This is a genomic window from Rhizobium sp. 10PS4, assembly GCF_032464805.1.
GTDB classification, from domain to species: Bacteria; Pseudomonadota; Alphaproteobacteria; order Rhizobiales; family Rhizobiaceae; genus Rhizobium; species Rhizobium laguerreae.
Window position 1 is genome coordinate 211,621 of the sequence record NZ_JAWDIW010000009.1, and the last position, 15,505, is coordinate 227,125.

Below are 15,505 nucleotides of genomic sequence, written 5' to 3' on the forward strand. Positions count from 1 at the left end.
CCGGCGAAGAAAGCTTGGAATGAACTCTTCGGCGAAAGCGTCCCCCTGGTGGACCCCGTCCGTGCATGCCGACCGCCGACCGTTCCTGATCGGACGCAATGCGATCCAAGCGGCGTTGCGCGGGTTTTTCGCGCGCGAGGATTTCATCGAGGTGGATACCGCGGTGCTGCAGGTCTCTCCCGGCAACGAGGCGCATCTGCATGCCTTCGCGACGGAAGCACTGACGACGGATGGGCAAAAGGCGCCGTTCTACCTGCATACCTCGCCGGAATTCGCCTGCAAGAAGCTGCTTGCGGCGGGCGAGGAGCGCATCTCGTGTTTTGCGCATGTCTATCGCAACCGCGAGCGCGGGCCGCTGCACCATCCCGAGTTCACCATGCTCGAATGGTATCGGGCCGGCGAAGGCTACGAGAGCCTGATGATGGATTGCGTGCGGATCCTGGCGCTGGCGACTGAGACGGTGAAGACCGGGAAGCTTGCCTATCGCGGCGCCGAGAGCGATCCCTTCGCCGGGCCGGAGCGGATCAGCGTTGCCGAAGCGTTCGAGCGTCATGCCGGCATCGATCTTCTCGCCTCGGTCGCCGCCGACGGTTCGACTGACCGCGACCATCTGGCGGCCGAGACGAAGCGCATCGGCATGCGGGTTGCCGATGACGACGGCTGGGCCGATCTCTTCAGCCGGGTGCTGGTCGAAAAGATCGAACCGCATCTCGGTTTCGGCCGCATCACCATCCTCGACGAATATCCGATCTCGGAGGCAGCCCTTGCGCGTCGCTCGGCACGCGATCCGAGGGTTGCCGAACGTTTCGAGCTCTATGCCTGCGGCGTCGAGCTAGCGAACGGCTTCGGCGAACTCACCAACGCTGCAGAACAGCGGCGACGGTTCGGGATCGAGATGGCCGAGAAGGCGCGGGTCTACGGCGAGACCTATCCGATCGACGAGGATTTCCTCGCCGCGCTGTCGCTGATGCCTGAGGCAAGCGGTATCGCGCTCGGCTTCGACCGGTTGGTGATGCTCGCGACGGGAGCATCACGCATCGACCAGGTGCTCTGGGCGCCGGTGGCGGAGGTTGGAAGATGAATGTCGTCAAACCGATCAAGAGCGTCGACGATCTTGTGAAGGCGGGGCTGGTCGCGCCTGCCGATCGCATAGCGCTCGAGGAGGTGGCAGCGCGTTACGCGGTTGCGCTGACGCCCGCGATCAGCAAGCTCATTGATCGAGCCGATCCCGATGATCCGATCGCTCGGCAATTCGTGCCCGATGCAGCCGAACTCACGATCGCCCCGGAAGAACGCGCCGATCCGATCGGCGATCATGCCCACAGCCCCGTTGCAGGCATCGTTCACCGCTATCCCGATCGTGTGTTGCTCAAGGCCGTGCATGTCTGCCCGGTCTATTGCCGCTTCTGCTTCCGGCGCGAAATGGTTGGGCCGCAGGGCCTCGGCACGCTCGATGCCGCGGCGATGCAGGCCGCTTTCGATTATATCCGCGGTCATGAGGAAATCTGGGAGGTCATCCTCACCGGCGGCGATCCGCTGGTGCTTTCCTCGCGCCGGCTCGGCGAGATCATGGAGGCGCTTGCCAGCATCGCGCACGTCAAGATCATCAGGTTCCATACGCGTGTTCCGGTCGTCGATCCCGAGAAGATCAATGCGGCGCTGATCGCCGCGCTGAAGGCGAGCGGCAAGACGGTCTATATCGCGCTGCACGCCAACCATGTCAGCGAACTGACGACCGAAGCGCGGGCGGCCTGCGGCCGCCTCGTCGATGCCGGCATCGCCATGGTCAGCCAGTCAGTGCTGCTCAAGGGTGTCAACGACGATCCCGACGTGCTCGCGAAGCTGATGAAGGCCTTCGTCGAAATCCGCGTCAAACCCTATTACCTCCATCATCCGGATCTGGCGCCCGGCACCAGTCATTTCAGAGTGACGATCGACGAGGGGCAGGAGATCGTCGCGGCGCTGCGCGGGCGAATTTCCGGTCTCTGCCAGCCGGCATACATCCTCGATATCCCAGGCGGTCACGGCAAGGCCGTCGTCACTGGGAGTGCGATCCGTGCGACAGGCGACGGATGTTATTCCATCACCGATTATCGCGGCGGCGAGCATTCCTATCCACCGGCCGGTTGAGACAAACGCGGCGTTTTGCGTGTCATTTCTGTACTCGCCACGCCAGAAACCAGACTGCGTCGCAGTATCGAAATTATCTTAAGTCATTGATATAAGGTGGTTGTTTACGACGGCGCGGGAATGATCGCTAAAATCCTAACTATGAGCCTTAGTCATATTTAACTCAATAAATTAGCGGAATGTTCTGTTTTCCGCACTAAAAGAACGCTCATGACAAGGCGATGAACGCCGGATCGGGATCATGAGAATCTTGGAGTGATGGGATGAATAAGGCAATCCGCGACCTCGTAGCCAAATTCGGCAAGCTTCCTGGGCCGATCGATCAGGTCGCCGACGACGCCGATCTTTATGCGGCAGGTTTGACGTCCTTTGCTTCTGTGCAGTTGATGCTTGGCCTCGAAGAGGCCTTCGACATCGAATTTCCCGACAATCTCCTGAACCGCAAATCCTTCGCGAGCATCTCGGCCATCGCCAGGACCGTCGATCTCATCCGGGACGGCCGGAAGGTCGCCTGATGAATTTCCCTGTCAAGATCATGCAGGACGGTCTTGTCACAAGGGTGGCCCGCGTCGCCGAAATTGCGGCGAAACACGCGGATACCGTTGATGCCGAAGCCCGTTTCCCTCGGGAAGCCGTCGATGCGATGAAGGCCGAAAGGCTGCTCGGCATCCAGGTGCCGCGCCATCTCGGCGGCGAATCCGCCTCGATCACCGAGATCGCCGAATTGTGCTCGATGCTCGGCCAGGCCTGCGCTGCAAGCGCCATGGTCTTCGCCATGCACCACATCAAACTGTCGAGCCTCGTTGAACACGGCGCCGACAGCGAATGGCATCGCGGTTTCATGCGCCGCATCGCCGCCGAGCAGCTGCTGATCGCATCCGCCACCACCGAAGGCGGTATCGGCGGAAATCTGCGCAACAGCATCTGTGCGGTCGAGGTCGATGGCGACACGTGCCGTCTCGAAAAGGATGCGACTGTCATTTCCTACGGCTCGCACGCCGACGCCATTCTCATCACCTCGCGTGCCCACGCGCAGGCGGCTTCCTCCGATCAGGTGCTGACGGCCTTCCTCAAGGACCAGTACACGCTCGAGAAAACGCATGTCTGGAATACGCTCGGCATGCGCGGCACCTGTTCCGACGGCTTCCTGTTCAAGGGCGAAGCGCCGGCTTGCCAGATCCTGCCGAAGCCTTTCGCGGAGATCGCGGCGCAGTCCATGCTTGCCTCCTCGCACCTCTTGTGGAGCGGCGTCTGGTACGGCATCGCCGTCGACGCCGTTGTGCGCGCCCAGGCTTTTGTGCGTGCCGCAGCCCGCAGGGCGCCGGATGCCCAGCCGCCAGGCGCGCTGCGCCTCGCCGAGGTTTCGAACCTGCTGCAGATGGTGAAATCCAACGTGGTTGCCGGCCTCAAGGCCTATGAGGATGCCAAGGCCGATGCCGACAGGCTGTCTTCGATGGGATTTGCGGTGGCGATGAACAACGTCAAGATCGCTTCGTCCGAGACGATCCTGGAGATCGTCAACCATGCGATGCTGATCTGCGGCATCATGGGCTACAAGAACGGCACGCCCTTCAGCCTCGGACGCCATCTGCGCGACGCGCATTCCGCACAGCTCATGATTTCGAATGACCGCATCCTCGGCAACACGTCGAGCATGCTTCTTGTCCATAAACAGGACACTAGCCTACTGGGGTGACAGTCATGGATATGCAGACCTCGTTTCTGGACCGGCTTTTCGAATCCGGTCTGCTGATCGATACCGGCATCGACGGGCTCTACGGCCGCAGCGGCCAGTTCGAAGATGTGATCGCTGCCTTCGAGCGCCTGATCGACACGTTCGGCGGCGCCGATGGTGCCGAAGCCATGCGCTTTCCGCCCGGCATGAACCGTGCCTTCTTCGAAAAGAGCGGCTATATGAAGAGCTTTCCGCAGCTCGCCGGCACGGTGCACAGCTTCTGCGGCAGCGAGCTCGATCATGTCAGCCTGCTGCAATGCATGGAAGTCGGCGAAGACTGGACCAAGGGACAGGAGGCGACCGACATCGTGTTGACGCCGGCTGCCTGCTATCCGCTCTATCCGACGATCGCCAAGCGCGGCAACCTGCCGAAGACCGGCGGCCTCTTCGACCTGCAATCCTATTGCTTCCGCCATGAGCCGTCGAAAGACCCTGCCCGCCAGCAGTTGTTCCGCATGCGTGAATATGTCTGCATGGGCACAGAGCTGCACGTCACCGATTTCCGCCAGCGCTGGATGGATCGCGGCGTCGAGATGATGAAGGCCGTCGGCCTCGATGTGACGATCGACGTCGCTAATGATCCGTTCTTCGGCCGCGCCGGCAAGATGCTCGCCAATAATCAGCGCGACCAGAACCTGAAGTTCGAGCTGCTGATCCCGATCACCTCGGCCGCCAATCCGACCGCCTGCATGAGCTTCAACTACCATCAGGATGCCTTCGGCACGAAGTGGGGTCTCAATCTCGAAGACGGCAGTGTCGCACACACCGCCTGCGTCGGCTTTGGACTGGAGCGCATCGCCCTTGCCCTCTTCCATCATCACGGGCTCGATGTGAAGCAATGGCCGGCCAGCGTACGGAAAGCGCTGTGGGGCTGAGCAAATCGATGACGTCGGTATTTTCGGGGGTATTTTCGGGAATCGACCCGGAAACCTACCGGGCGCATGCGCTGCATTCGGGTGAGCGCACCTGGCCGGAAACCAATTGTTATGTCGATCTCTGGATCGAGGTTCTGGCAACATCAGGCGTTGCGCCGGAGGCGATGCTGGGTTTTACCCTGACGCAGGATTTCGAGGGCGACCAGTTCACTTTCTTCAAAGTGCCGCTTGAGGATCTCGAAGCGCTCTACGGCATTCGTGCGACTGAGCTTGCCATCTACGACCGTGTCGAACGCCATGTCGAGGTTCAGGTCGCGCGAGCCCGTCTCTGCCTGATCGAAATGGATTCCTTCTACATGCCGGATACGCGCGGCACTGCCTACCGGCAGGAGCACGGCAAGACGACGGTCGCGATCAACCGGCTGGACGTTGCGGCCAAGCGCGTCGATTATTTCCATAATGCCGGTTATTTCCGGCTTGAAGGCGAGGATTTCGACGGACTGTTCCAGCTGCACCTGACGGAAAACGACCTGCCGTTCCTGCCCTACACGGAATTTGCGCGTTTCCCGGAAAGGCCGGCTGATGAAACGCATCTGCGCGCGACCGCACGGCGGCTTGCCGGTTTTCATTTTGCCCGGCGTCCCCGCGAAAACCCGATCCGCGCCTTTGCAAGCGTCTTTCCACACCAGGTCGAAGCGGTGGCGGAACGGCCGTTCGGCTTCTTCCACAAATACGCCTTCAACACACTTCGCCAGGTGGGCGCCAATTTCGAGCTGGCGGCCGATTACCTCGCCTGGCTTTCCCCTGGTGAATTCGCGGCTGCCGCCGAGCAGGCTAGGCGTATTTCGGAGGTGGCGAAATCGGTGCAGTTCCAGCTTGCCCGCGCCGTCACCCGCAGGAAGTTCGAGCCGTTGCAGGCAGCACTTGATCCGGCCGCCGATGCATGGGATTCCATGATGGCGTCGCTTGCGGGGCGAATCTGAGGCCGGAGATCTGACCATGCGGGGGCGTTTGGCGAGTATCGGTGCCGAGGAAAGTCTACTTTCCGAAGGCTGGAACCTGATCCTGACGGAGCCGGGCGCCTGCGCCGTGCCGCACGACATCCCGCTCTCCGCCCAGTTCATTCCAGCACCCGTTCCCGGCACCGTCGCCGCCGCGCTCGAAAAAGCCGGGCTCTTCGACCGTGAAAATCCCGAGCCGCTGAACACGCGGGATGCCTGGTATCTCTGCCGGCTTTTCGATGCCGAGCCCGGCGACGCGATCCTGCGTTTCGAAGGGCTGGCGACGCTTTGCCATGTCTTCTTGAACGGCCAGGAAATCCTGTTTTCCGAGAGCATGTTTACGGCGCACGAGATTCCGGTGACGCTTTCGGGCGGCGACGAACTGGCACTGTGCTTCCGGGCGCTCGGCCCCCGTCTGTCGGAGCCAGGCCCCCGCGCGCGCTGGCGGCCGCAGATGATCACGCCGGCGGGCTTGAAGAATTTCCGCACGACGCTGCTCGGCCATATGCCGGGCTGGTGCCCCGATATCCATGCCGTCGGGCCATGGCGGCCGATTTCGATGGTGCGGCGCCATCCCGTCTCGATCGACAACGTCTCCATCCGCGCCGTATTGGAGGAGAGTGGCGTCGGCCGCCTCAGCGTTTCCCTGCATAGCAATGCCGAGGATCCGGCAATGCTGCTGCGCTGCGGCGGGATGGAGCAGCCGTTCGAGAAGGTCGGCGACAGTCATTACTCGGCTATCCTCAAGCTTTCCGACATCGAGGCCTGGTGGCCGCATACGCATGGCGCTCCGCGTCTCTACGCGCTGACGCTGGTTTCCGACGGGGTTGAATATCCGCTCGGCAGGACCGGCTTCCGGCGTATCGACGTCGACCGTGGTGCCGATGGCGACGACTTCGCGCTCCTCGTCAACGGCGAGCGTATCTTCTGCCGCGGCGCGGTGTGGACGACTGCCGATATCGCGCGATTGCCGGGCGGGCGGGCGGATTATGAGCCGTTCCTGCGGCTTGCCGCTGCAGCCGGCATGAACATGATCCGCATCGGCGGCACCATGGCCTACGAAACGCCTAATTTCTTCGCGCTCTGCGACGAACTCGGCCTGCTCGTCTGGCAGGACTTCATGTTCGCCAATTTCGATTATCCGCGCAACGACAAGGCTTTTCTCGGCCACGTGCATGCGGAGGTCGAGGAATTCCTGCACGGCGTGCAGGCGTCGCCTTCGCTGGCCGTGCTCTGCGGCGGCAGCGAAATTCACCAGCAGGCGGCAATGCTCGGCCTGCCGGCGGAATTCTGGAGCGGGCCGGTCACCGATGAAATCATCCCGGCGGTCGTCGCGCGCATGCGCCCCGACGTGCCCTATGTGCCGAACTCGCCATATGGCGGAGCGATGCCCTTTTCGCCCAATGCCGGTATCGCGCATTATTACGGCGTCGGCGCCTATATGCGGCCGATTGCCGATGCGCGCCGCGCCGATGTGCGTTTTGCCTCCGAAAGCCTCGCCTTCGCGCATGTGCCGCAGCAAAGGACGCTGCAGCGCCATCTCGATGTGCCCGCCGTCCACAGCCCGCTGTGGAAGGCCCGCGTGCCCCGCGACCGCAGCGCATCATGGGATTTCGAGGACGTTCGCGACTTTTACCTGCAGCTTCTCTACGGTTTCGATCCGGCTGAGCTGCGCCGCGAAGATCCGGAACGCTATCTCGATCTCTCCCGCGCCGTTACCGGCGAGGTGATCGAGGAGACTTTTGCCGAATGGCGGCGCAAGGGCTCCGCCTGCAATGGCGCGCTCGTCTGGACGCTGCAAGACCTGCTGCCGGGCCCGGGCTGGGGAGTGATCGACTCCACCGGAGAGCCGAAGCCGGTCTGGTATGCGATGCGCCGTGCATTCCGGCCGGTGCAAGTGATCTTCACCGACGAGGGAACGAACGGTCTCGACGTGCATGTCATCAACGAGACGGATGCAGCACTCGACGTCGAGCTCGAAGTCGTGTGCCTGCGCGGCGGAAAACAGCAGGTCGTCAGCGGTAGCAGGGCCTTCAAGCTGGCGGCAAGAGACACGGAGCGCCTTGCCTGCACCGCGCTGTTCGGCGCCTTCTTCGATACGACCTATGCCTTCCGTTTCGGGCCGCCGGCGCATGATGCCAGTGTGGCGCGCCTGCGCTCGCTGGCGGACGGCGCCATTCTCGCCGAGAGCTTCCACTTCCCGTGCGGACGGGAGAAGGCGCTGCATGATGCAGGTATCGAAGCATCATTCACCAGAGACGGCGACGACTGGTTCGTTGACATCAGGACCGACCGGCTGGCGCAATCGGTGCATATCGACGTCGAGGGCTATCGGGCCGAGGACGACTGGTTCCACCTTGCCCCCGGTCCGATGCGGCGTGTGAGGCTCCACGCGCTGTCCGGCGTGGAAAGCGATATTCCGCCTGCGGGCGAGATCAGAAGTCTAGGCAGTTCGCATCGCGTCGCAATCGAGGGCTGACGCCCCTGCGAAGAATGATGCCGATCCATTGGGAAAGACCGTGATTTGAGAACGATATACCGCCTTCTGCGCGCCCATGTCCTGCAGCGGCTGATCCCGCGGTCGCGTCTTGCCTTCAATCCGCGCAGGCCGGTGGAAATCGTCGGCTATCTCTCGATGGCGGTCGGCGTCGGCGAATCGGCAAGGCTCTGCGCTGGCGCATTGTCGGAAGCTGGGCGGGCGATTTCACTCTCCGACGTCAGCACGCATCCTGACGAGAATTCCTTTGCCGGATGGATGCCGTCGCATCTCTCCACCGAAGCCGCGGGGAGCCGGATCTGGCATCTCAATCCGCCGATGCTGCCGCGCGCCATCCTGAAGAAGGGCGTTGCCAATTTCACCCGCGCCTTCAACATCGGCTATTTCGCCTGGGAGCTCGAAGTCGTGCCGGCCGAGTGGCGCAATGCGATGCATTACATGAATGCCGTCTTCGTGCCGTCGGAATTCACCAGGCGGGCGATTGCGCCCCTCACTGCGGCACCGGTCATCGTCGTTCCGCATCCCGTCACAGAGAAGCCGGCGACGGAAGGCATGCGCCAGAAATTCGGCATCGAGGAGGACGCCTTTCTCGTCAGCTTCATCTTCAGCGCCGGCTCCTCGATCAACCGGAAGAATCCGCAGGCCATCATCGAGGCCTTCAGGATATTTGCCGCCGAATGCCCCAGCGCCTTCCTGTTGATGAAGGCCAGCGGCGATATCAACAAGGATGAGGGCCTGCGCGAACTGATAAGCTCGGTCGCGGGCAATACCGGGATCAGGATCGTCACCGACAGGATGTCGGACTCCGATATCAGCGGCCTCATCCGCTGTTCAGACGCCTATCTTTCGCTGCATCGTTCCGAGGGTTTCGGGCTGACGGTGGCCGAGGCGATCATGCAGCGTACCCCCGTCGTTTCCACGGCCTGGTCGGGCACGGTGGATTTCTGCGATCCCGACAATAGCTGGCTGGTTGCCTCTCCCCTCATTCCGGTGGTCGATACCCATCCCGAATTTGCCGGACTCGAAGGCGCGGTCTGGGCCGATCCCTCACCCGAGGCGGCGGCCGCGCACCTGCGGGACATCTTCCGCACACCCGAGCGTGCACGAGAGAAGGCCGAGAAGGCGCGGGAGTTCCTGCTGCGTTACCTCGCCGAGAACAGCTACGAGAAGGCGCTTCAGACGCTGGCGGCGATGCAGGCCAGCTAAGGTGCCACTCCGCTTTATTTTAACATTTTCGCATTAGAGATGGCGGGTATGCGGCGGTAGGCCGATCCTGACGGATGGACAGATGTCGAAGGGTATTATCGCAAACTCGGTGATGAATGGCGCGGCAGGCATGCTGCTGCTTCTGACGGGCTTCGTTTCCTCGATCATAACCGCGCGGCTGCTCGGGCCGGAAGCCAACGGCATCGTCGCCTTTTCGCTCTGGCTGGTGGTGACCGGCGCCTCGATCGCCGAGCTCGGCTCCAGCATCACGCTGCTGAAGACCTTGCCGCAACTTTCGGCGGACGGCTTCGACGCGCGCCGCCGCCGGGGTTTTGCCGCCATCCTCGTCAGCTTCATGATGTTCTCGACCGTCGTGCTGCTGGCGCTCTACGCCCTATTCTTCCTGACCTCCGAAAAGATGCACTGGGCCGACACCGCGCCTTCCGTCGCTCTGGTCACGGGCGTGCTGTTCTTCGTCCAGGCGATCGGTTCCTTCGTCAAATTCTACCTGATCGGCGAAAAGAAACTGGGCGCCTTCTTTAAGCTGACGGTCGCCGTCTCGATCGTGCAGCCTGCCGGCGTTGCCGTCGGCGCCGTTTTTTACGGCGTCGAAGGCGTTCTCGTCGGTTATGCGCTCGGCCAACTGGTGCTGTTTTTCGCCACGCTGCCGATCCTTCTGGCGCGGCGCGACTGGTGCGGGGTCTCGCTGAAATATCTCGCCTCCTCCTCCGTCATCCTGTCGATCCAGTTCATCATCGATTCCATTTTCCTCAACCGGCTCGAGCTGCTCTTCCTGCAGCAGTTCTGGTCGGTGGAGATGGTCGGCTATTATGCCGTCGGTCTGTCGATCGCGAATATCGCGCTGCAACTGCCGATCCAGATGACCGGCAGCCTGCTGCCCTATTATTCCGAGCGGCGGCACAGCAGCGACGATTCGACGTTGCCGGTCGAGGTCTTTGCCGCCGTCACCCGCAGCATGGCCTATATCGTGCTGCCGATGAGCCTGGGGCTTGCCGCGATCTCCAGTGAACTGGTGCTCGTCGTGTTCGGTGAAGCATTCCGCCGCAGCGGGACGGTGGTGGCGCTGCTTGCGCTTGTTGCTCCCGCCTATACCTTCATGCAGATCCTCAGCCTCTACCTGCTGTCGATGGACAGGGCCCGCTCCCGCCTGAACATCAGTGTGATAGGTGGCCTTCTGATGGTAGTGGGTTGTTTACTCATCATACCTAGGCTTGCAGCCGAGGGTGCCGCACTCGTGCGTATCCTCGTATTCGTTGCGATGTCGGTGATGATGATCAGACAGACAGGATTCGGATCCCAGCTTTCGGGCCTCTACGCGAGCTTGACGAAGGTGACGCTCGCCTCCGTGCTGTGTGCTTGCGGCGCGATTTCCGTGCTGGAATTCGTCCAGGGTCCGGCCGGATTGGTCGGCGCGATCATCGCCGGCGCATTCTGCTATTTCGCAGCACTGCGGGTGCTGCGCGCCGTGCCGGGCGAGGATGTCGAAGTCATGCGCTCTATTCTCGAGAAGATGCCGTCCCTGCTGCGCCGGCCGGTCGGCCGTGCGATCAATTTCATCGCGCCACGACTTCCCGGCGATCCCGATCGCGCCAAGGTCGCGCCTGGTGAATTCTCGCTCGAGCCGGCCGAAGGCGCGGGACGGAGTGCCGCCCTGCCTGTCGTCTTCGACGGCACGATCGGGCTGTTCATGCCTGAGAATCCTCTCGCCAAGAAACGTTCGGCCGCCGTGCTCTTCGTCAGTCCCTGGGGTTTCGAGGAGATGTGCAGCCGGAAATTCTTCCGCGTCGCGGCCGAGCATTTCTCGGATATCGGCGTGGCGAGCCTGCGCTTCGACTATCGCGGCACCGGCGATGCGCTCGATTTCGGCGCTCTGCCGGCAAGGCTGGAAACCTGGGAAGATTCGATCCGTGCGGCCGCCGCCAAGCTGAAATCACTGAGCGGCTGCGACCGCGTCATCCTCATCGCCCAAGGCCTCGGCGCGACCCTTGCCCATCGCGTCGGTTCCTCGATCGACGGCGTCGACAGCCTCGTCATGCTGGCGCCGGTGCTGAGCGGCCGGGCCTATCTGCGCGAACTCAACATGTGGTCCAAGATCATCGATGCCGATCTCGGCCTCGGCAAGGAGCATGTCCAGACTGCCAAGGTGCAGATTGCCGGGCTCGTCATGCCCGAAGAGATCGCTGCCGAGCTCGGCAAGCTCAGCATCGCCTCGCCGCAGGAGCTTGCAGCTCCCCGCTATTTGATCCTAGAACGTCCTGCCAAGGCCGAGGATACCGGTTTTGCCGATACGCTGAAGGCGCTTGGCGCCGATGTCGAGCAGAAGGCTTTCGAAGGTTATGACGAGCTCGCCACCAATCCGCTGTTTGCCAAGACGCCGATGGCTGTCGTGGCACTGCTGACGACGTGGCTAGAGACAACGACGACGGAGACATCCGCCGCCCAATCGCCGGCAGCGATCGACAGCCTGCCGCTTGCCGGCGATGGTTTTGCGGAAACGCCGGTCCGTTTCGGAAGCCATAATCATCTGGTCGGCGTCGTCAGCCGGCCGCTCGGCGAGATCAAGGGTAATGCCGTGCTCTTCCTGTCGACGGCCTACGACCGGCATGCCGGCTGGGGACGGACGACGGTTGATATGGCGCGCGAGCTCGCTCGCCAAGGCGTCGTTTCGCTGCGCTTTGATTCCGCCAATGTCGGCGACAGCCCGCCGCGGCCGGATGCGCCGGAACAGGTGCTTTATTCGGATTCGCAGACCACGGATGCGGTCGCCGCGCTCGATCTGCTCGAAAGCGTCGTCGCCGGGCCCGTCATGGTCGCCGGCCGATGCAGCGGCGGCTATGTCGCCTTCCGCGCCGGCGTCGCCGACGAACGGCTGAAGGCGGTCGTGTCGATCAATCCGTTCGTCTATTATTGGGATCCCGACATGCCGGTGCGACGGGAGCATGTCGTCTCCGTTCCCCGTAGCCTCGATGATTATAGCCAGCGCCTCGCGCGACTCGACACGCTGAAGCGGCTGCTGCGCGGCCAGGTCGACGTGGTTGCGGCGCTGCGGAACATCGTCATCGCCGCCGGCCGCCGGTTGTCGCCGTGGATCGCGCCGCTGCTCGAGTTACTTCCCGACCGGCGCCATATCGCCCGCGAGGTCCGGCACTCATTCGCGCTGTTCGGCAAGCGTAAGGTACCGCTGACGCTGATCTACAGCGAGGCCGATGTCGGGCTCGACCACGTCTATTTCCACTTTGGGCCGCGCGGCGCCAGGCTGTCGCGCTATCCGAACGTGCGGCTGCTGATGCTGCCGGATGCCGACCACAATCTGACGCCGCCGCAATCGCGCAAATTCGTACTCGACGAGATCATTCGTCTGGCGAGAGCATAACCGGCGATTTTACAGCGCCGCGTCTTTTCACACGCGCAACCCCGTAGCTTATGCGGCAGGAAGACAGGATCAGATGCTTTTCGCGGCGACGACATCAAGCGATCTGTAGAGATCGATGTAGCGTCCGGCGACGATATCCCAGGAATAGCCGCGGGCGGCGTCGAGAAGCCCGGCGCGAACGGCGTCCGGCTGGCGCGAAAGAGCTTGGTGGGCGGCTTCGATCGCCGTGGCGGCGCTCTCGGGATTGGTGAAATCGGCAAGCAGGAGAACAGGATGCCGGTCGGCGAGCGTCGAAAAGGCATCGTTGGCGTTCAGCACCGGCAGCAGACCGGCGCTCATCGCCTCCAGCGCCACCAGGCCGAAGCCTTCATATTCCGAAGCGGAGGCGAAAATCGAGGCTTCTGCGATGATGCGCCGGATGGTGTCGTTCTCGGGCGACACATGCAGGGTGACGCGCCCGGAGAGATCACGGCTTTCGATTGCGCCTTCGACATCCGCCCGGTTCAGGTCGGATTCGGCGCCGACGATGTCGAGATGCCATTCCGGATCGCGGGTCTTCAGCATGGCCATCGCATCGAGCAGGTGGTCCAGCCGCTTGTTCACCGAAAACCGGCCGATCGTGACGATGCGGCGTTTTGCCCGGCGCGAAGCGGTGTCGGCGAATTTGCCGATATCGGCGCCGTTTTCGATCAGCAGGCTGTCGGGCACGATCTCGGAAAACTGCTTGAGGTCGGAGGCGCTGCAGCAGACGACGCGGCGGTAGGCCATCGCCGAAGCACGGGTCAATGTCCGGAACCAGATCTTCTTGATCGTCGCGTATTTCCGCGTGTGGAAGAAGCCGCCATGGGTGGTGACGATCATCGGCTTGCCGTGCAGCAGCCGGCCCCAGGCGAGCGCGTCGAAGAAAAAGTCGATGGCATGGACATGCACGAGATCGGCATCGGCGAGATGGCGGAAAACCTGCGGTGCCAGAGGATAGCGGCTGGTGCCCAACCAGGGAATGCGCACCACCTCGATGCCGTCGATATCTTCGCGAAGCGGCAGCTTGTCTTCAGGCGCGGTGAAGAGCGAATCCAGCGTGACGACGCGCACGCGGTAACCGCGGCGCACGGTCTGGCGGGCGAGATTGGCGACGACGTCTTCCAATCCGCCGCGGTTGGGCAGGAACTGGCGCACGACATGGACGATCAGGGGGCCTGTTCCCAACTGCGGGCTTTCGCGTACCCTATCTGCCTCGATAATCGACATTTTCCACCTATCGCTGCACGCCGGCCCGTATTGATGCGGGCTCTTAACACAGCAACGACCAGATATGTCCGGCGTTAAGGCACGGTTTAAGAGACCGCTTGCGAAGGCCAATCTTCGTCAAAAAGGTTAACCGCGTCTGACGGGAATTCAGAAGGCCTTGAAGGCCAGCGTCGTCAGCGAACGGACGATGCCGGGAATATTGGCGATGTTGTCGTTGATGAATTTGCCGATATCCTGGCCTTCCTCGATATAGACCTTCAGCAACAGATCGTAGTCGCCGCTGGTCGAATAGAGCTCCGAGACCAGTTCGGTCTGGTAGATAGCGTCGGCGACCTCATAGGTCTTGCCGGGTGCGCATTGGAGCTGGACGAAGATCGGCTTCATGGAAATTTCCTGCAAAGTTGTTTGGCGCGCATAATGGTCGAAAGCGCCATGCCGATGCAAGCCGTTCGTCACGCAGTCGGATTGGCGGTGGCTTCTGCGGCGATCCAGTCACGAAAGGCGGCAAGCGGCGCATAATCGGCGCGCTCGGGCGGAAAGGCGAGATAATAGCGCTCGCGACTTTCCATTTCACGGTCGACAGCGGCGACGAGATCGCCGCGCCTGATCTCCTCCTGCATCAGGAATGTCGGCAGCAGGGCAACGCCGAGGCCGGCGATTGCGGCCTGCGCGGCGGTAGCGAACTGGTCGAAGAGCATGCCGTGCACATTTTCGAAGGAAACGCCATTGCCGGCGAACCATTGCTCCCAGGCGTCAGGACGCGTCGTCAGGTGCAGCAGCGGAACGGCGAGCAGATCCTCCGGTGTTTTGATCGCGTATCGCTTCAGAAAATCCGGACTGCAGGCCGGCACCGTGCGCTCCGACATCAGAAGCGCGAGTTCGGCGCCCGGCCAGTGCGGGTGGCCGAAATGGATGGCGGCGTCGATCGAATCGAGGCGGAAATCGAAGGGCGAAAGCCGGGTCACCAGATTGATGGTCACGCCGGCATTGGCGGCGAGAAAGCGTCCCAGGCGCGGCGCCAGCCAGCGCGTGCCGAAAGTCGGCAGTATGGCGAGATTGAGCGTGCCGCCATGGGGATTGGCGCGCAGGTTCAGCGAGGCGCTCGATATCCGCCGCAGCGCCTCGCGAATCTCGCGGGCATAGCCGTCGCCGGCAAGCGTCAGCCGCATAGTCTGGCGTTCGCGCAGGAAGAGCTCGACGCCAAGCTGCTCCTCCAGCGCGCTCACCTGGCGGCTGACGGCGCTCTGCGTCAGATCGAGTTCGCGCGCCGCTGCCGTCACGCTGCCGGTGCGGGCGACCGCCTCGAAGGCGGCGAGATGCGAAATCGACGGCAGAAAACGTCTAGATGTCAGCACGGTCATTCCATTTCAGAATGGGCTATTTCCGAAATAGCGATATTTGCGCCTTTGTCGCGCGTGT

General features: G+C 62.4%; 12 protein-coding genes. 9 read left to right on the plus strand and 3 right to left on the minus strand.

The features are described from left to right. Positions 1 to 19: 19 nt before the first annotated feature. The 9 genes from epmA to RWJ89_RS18865 all read left to right on the plus strand — a co-directional run bounded on the left by epmA (position 20) and on the right by RWJ89_RS18865 (position 12,838). On the plus strand, positions 20 to 1,081 hold the full coding sequence (gene epmA / locus RWJ89_RS18825) for an EF-P lysine aminoacylase EpmA (RefSeq protein WP_025396397.1): 1,062 nt from the start codon (positions 20 to 22) through the stop codon (positions 1,079 to 1,081). Beyond that, positions 1,078 to 2,130: a lysine-2,3-aminomutase-like protein gene (locus tag RWJ89_RS18830; protein WP_168255973.1), complete on the plus strand. Its 1,053-nt coding sequence runs from the start codon at positions 1,078 to 1,080 to the stop codon at positions 2,128 to 2,130. The genes epmA and RWJ89_RS18830 overlap by 4 nt, the downstream gene beginning before the upstream one ends. A gap of 263 nt (positions 2,131 to 2,393) precedes the next feature. After that, positions 2,394 to 2,645: an acyl carrier protein gene (locus RWJ89_RS18835; protein WP_025396395.1), complete on the plus strand. Its 252-nt coding sequence runs from the start codon at positions 2,394 to 2,396 to the stop codon at positions 2,643 to 2,645. After that, the gene (locus tag RWJ89_RS18840; protein ID WP_025396394.1) at positions 2,645 to 3,826 is read left to right on the plus strand and encodes an acyl-CoA dehydrogenase family protein; all 1,182 of its coding nucleotides are present in this window, start codon (positions 2,645 to 2,647) and stop codon (positions 3,824 to 3,826) included. Before RWJ89_RS18835 ends, RWJ89_RS18840 begins: the two co-directional genes overlap by 1 nt. A gap of 5 nt (positions 3,827 to 3,831) precedes the next feature. Beyond that, complete coding sequence (locus tag RWJ89_RS18845; protein WP_025396393.1) at positions 3,832 to 4,740, plus strand: amino acid--[acyl-carrier-protein] ligase; 909 nt, start codon at positions 3,832 to 3,834, stop codon at positions 4,738 to 4,740. After that, positions 4,731 to 5,723 carry a DUF1839 family protein gene (locus RWJ89_RS18850; protein WP_316031273.1) on the plus strand — a complete coding sequence of 331 codons (993 nt, stop codon included), beginning with the start codon at positions 4,731 to 4,733 and terminating at the stop codon, positions 5,721 to 5,723. Before RWJ89_RS18845 ends, RWJ89_RS18850 begins: the two co-directional genes overlap by 10 nt. Before the next feature lie 16 nt (positions 5,724 to 5,739). Continuing rightward, the gene (locus RWJ89_RS18855) at positions 5,740 to 8,220 is read left to right on the plus strand and encodes a glycoside hydrolase family 2 protein (RefSeq protein WP_316031247.1); all 2,481 of its coding nucleotides are present in this window, start codon (positions 5,740 to 5,742) and stop codon (positions 8,218 to 8,220) included. Positions 8,221 to 8,265: 45 nt separating this feature from the next. Further along, the gene (locus RWJ89_RS18860) at positions 8,266 to 9,444 is read left to right on the plus strand and encodes a glycosyltransferase family 4 protein (protein ID WP_316031248.1); all 1,179 of its coding nucleotides are present in this window, start codon (positions 8,266 to 8,268) and stop codon (positions 9,442 to 9,444) included. 82 nt (positions 9,445 to 9,526) lie between these two features. Then, the gene (locus RWJ89_RS18865) at positions 9,527 to 12,838 is read left to right on the plus strand and encodes an oligosaccharide flippase family protein (RefSeq protein ID WP_316031249.1); all 3,312 of its coding nucleotides are present in this window, start codon (positions 9,527 to 9,529) and stop codon (positions 12,836 to 12,838) included. A 69-nt stretch (positions 12,839 to 12,907) separates the two neighbouring features. On the opposite strand, the gene RWJ89_RS18870 is transcribed toward RWJ89_RS18865, so the two are convergent. From RWJ89_RS18870 to RWJ89_RS18880, 3 genes are all read right to left on the minus strand, one after another. Beyond that, positions 12,908 to 14,086 (minus strand): glycosyltransferase family 4 protein, encoded by a 1,179-nt coding sequence (locus RWJ89_RS18870; RefSeq protein WP_168255967.1) that lies wholly within the window; start codon positions 14,084 to 14,086, stop codon positions 12,908 to 12,910. 147 nt (positions 14,087 to 14,233) lie between these two features. Beyond that, on the minus strand, positions 14,234 to 14,470 hold the full coding sequence (locus tag RWJ89_RS18875) for an Lrp/AsnC ligand binding domain-containing protein (protein ID WP_221946094.1): 237 nt from the start codon (positions 14,468 to 14,470) through the stop codon (positions 14,234 to 14,236). 68 nt (positions 14,471 to 14,538) lie between these two features. Further along, entirely contained in the window at positions 14,539 to 15,447 is a 909-nt protein-coding gene (locus RWJ89_RS18880; RefSeq protein WP_131663138.1) for a LysR family transcriptional regulator, read from the minus strand. Positions 15,448 to 15,505: the final 58 nt, after the last annotated feature.

What these genes read in the sequence shown, in the direction of transcription:
- epmA (WP_025396397.1), top strand. Translation starts at nt 20, where the DNA reads ATGAACTCTTCGGCGAAAGCGTCCCCCTGGTGGACCCCGTCCGTGCAT.
- RWJ89_RS18830 (WP_168255973.1), top strand. Translation starts at nt 1,078, where the DNA reads ATGAATGTCGTCAAACCGATCAAGAGCGTCGACGATCTTGTGAAGGCG.
- RWJ89_RS18835 (WP_025396395.1), top strand. Translation starts at nt 2,394, where the DNA reads ATGAATAAGGCAATCCGCGACCTCGTAGCCAAATTCGGCAAGCTTCCT.
- RWJ89_RS18840 (WP_025396394.1), top strand. Translation starts at nt 2,645, where the DNA reads ATGAATTTCCCTGTCAAGATCATGCAGGACGGTCTTGTCACAAGGGTG.
- RWJ89_RS18845 (WP_025396393.1), top strand. Translation starts at nt 3,832, where the DNA reads ATGGATATGCAGACCTCGTTTCTGGACCGGCTTTTCGAATCCGGTCTG.
- RWJ89_RS18855 (WP_316031247.1), top strand. Translation starts at nt 5,740, where the DNA reads ATGCGGGGGCGTTTGGCGAGTATCGGTGCCGAGGAAAGTCTACTTTCC.
- RWJ89_RS18865 (WP_316031249.1), top strand. Translation starts at nt 9,527, where the DNA reads ATGTCGAAGGGTATTATCGCAAACTCGGTGATGAATGGCGCGGCAGGC.
- RWJ89_RS18870 (WP_168255967.1), bottom strand. Translation starts at nt 14,086, where the DNA reads ATGTCGATTATCGAGGCAGATAGGGTACGCGAAAGCCCGCAGTTGGGA.
- RWJ89_RS18875 (WP_221946094.1), bottom strand. Translation starts at nt 14,470, where the DNA reads ATGAAGCCGATCTTCGTCCAGCTCCAATGCGCACCCGGCAAGACCTAT.
- RWJ89_RS18880 (WP_131663138.1), bottom strand. Translation starts at nt 15,447, where the DNA reads ATGACCGTGCTGACATCTAGACGTTTTCTGCCGTCGATTTCGCATCTC.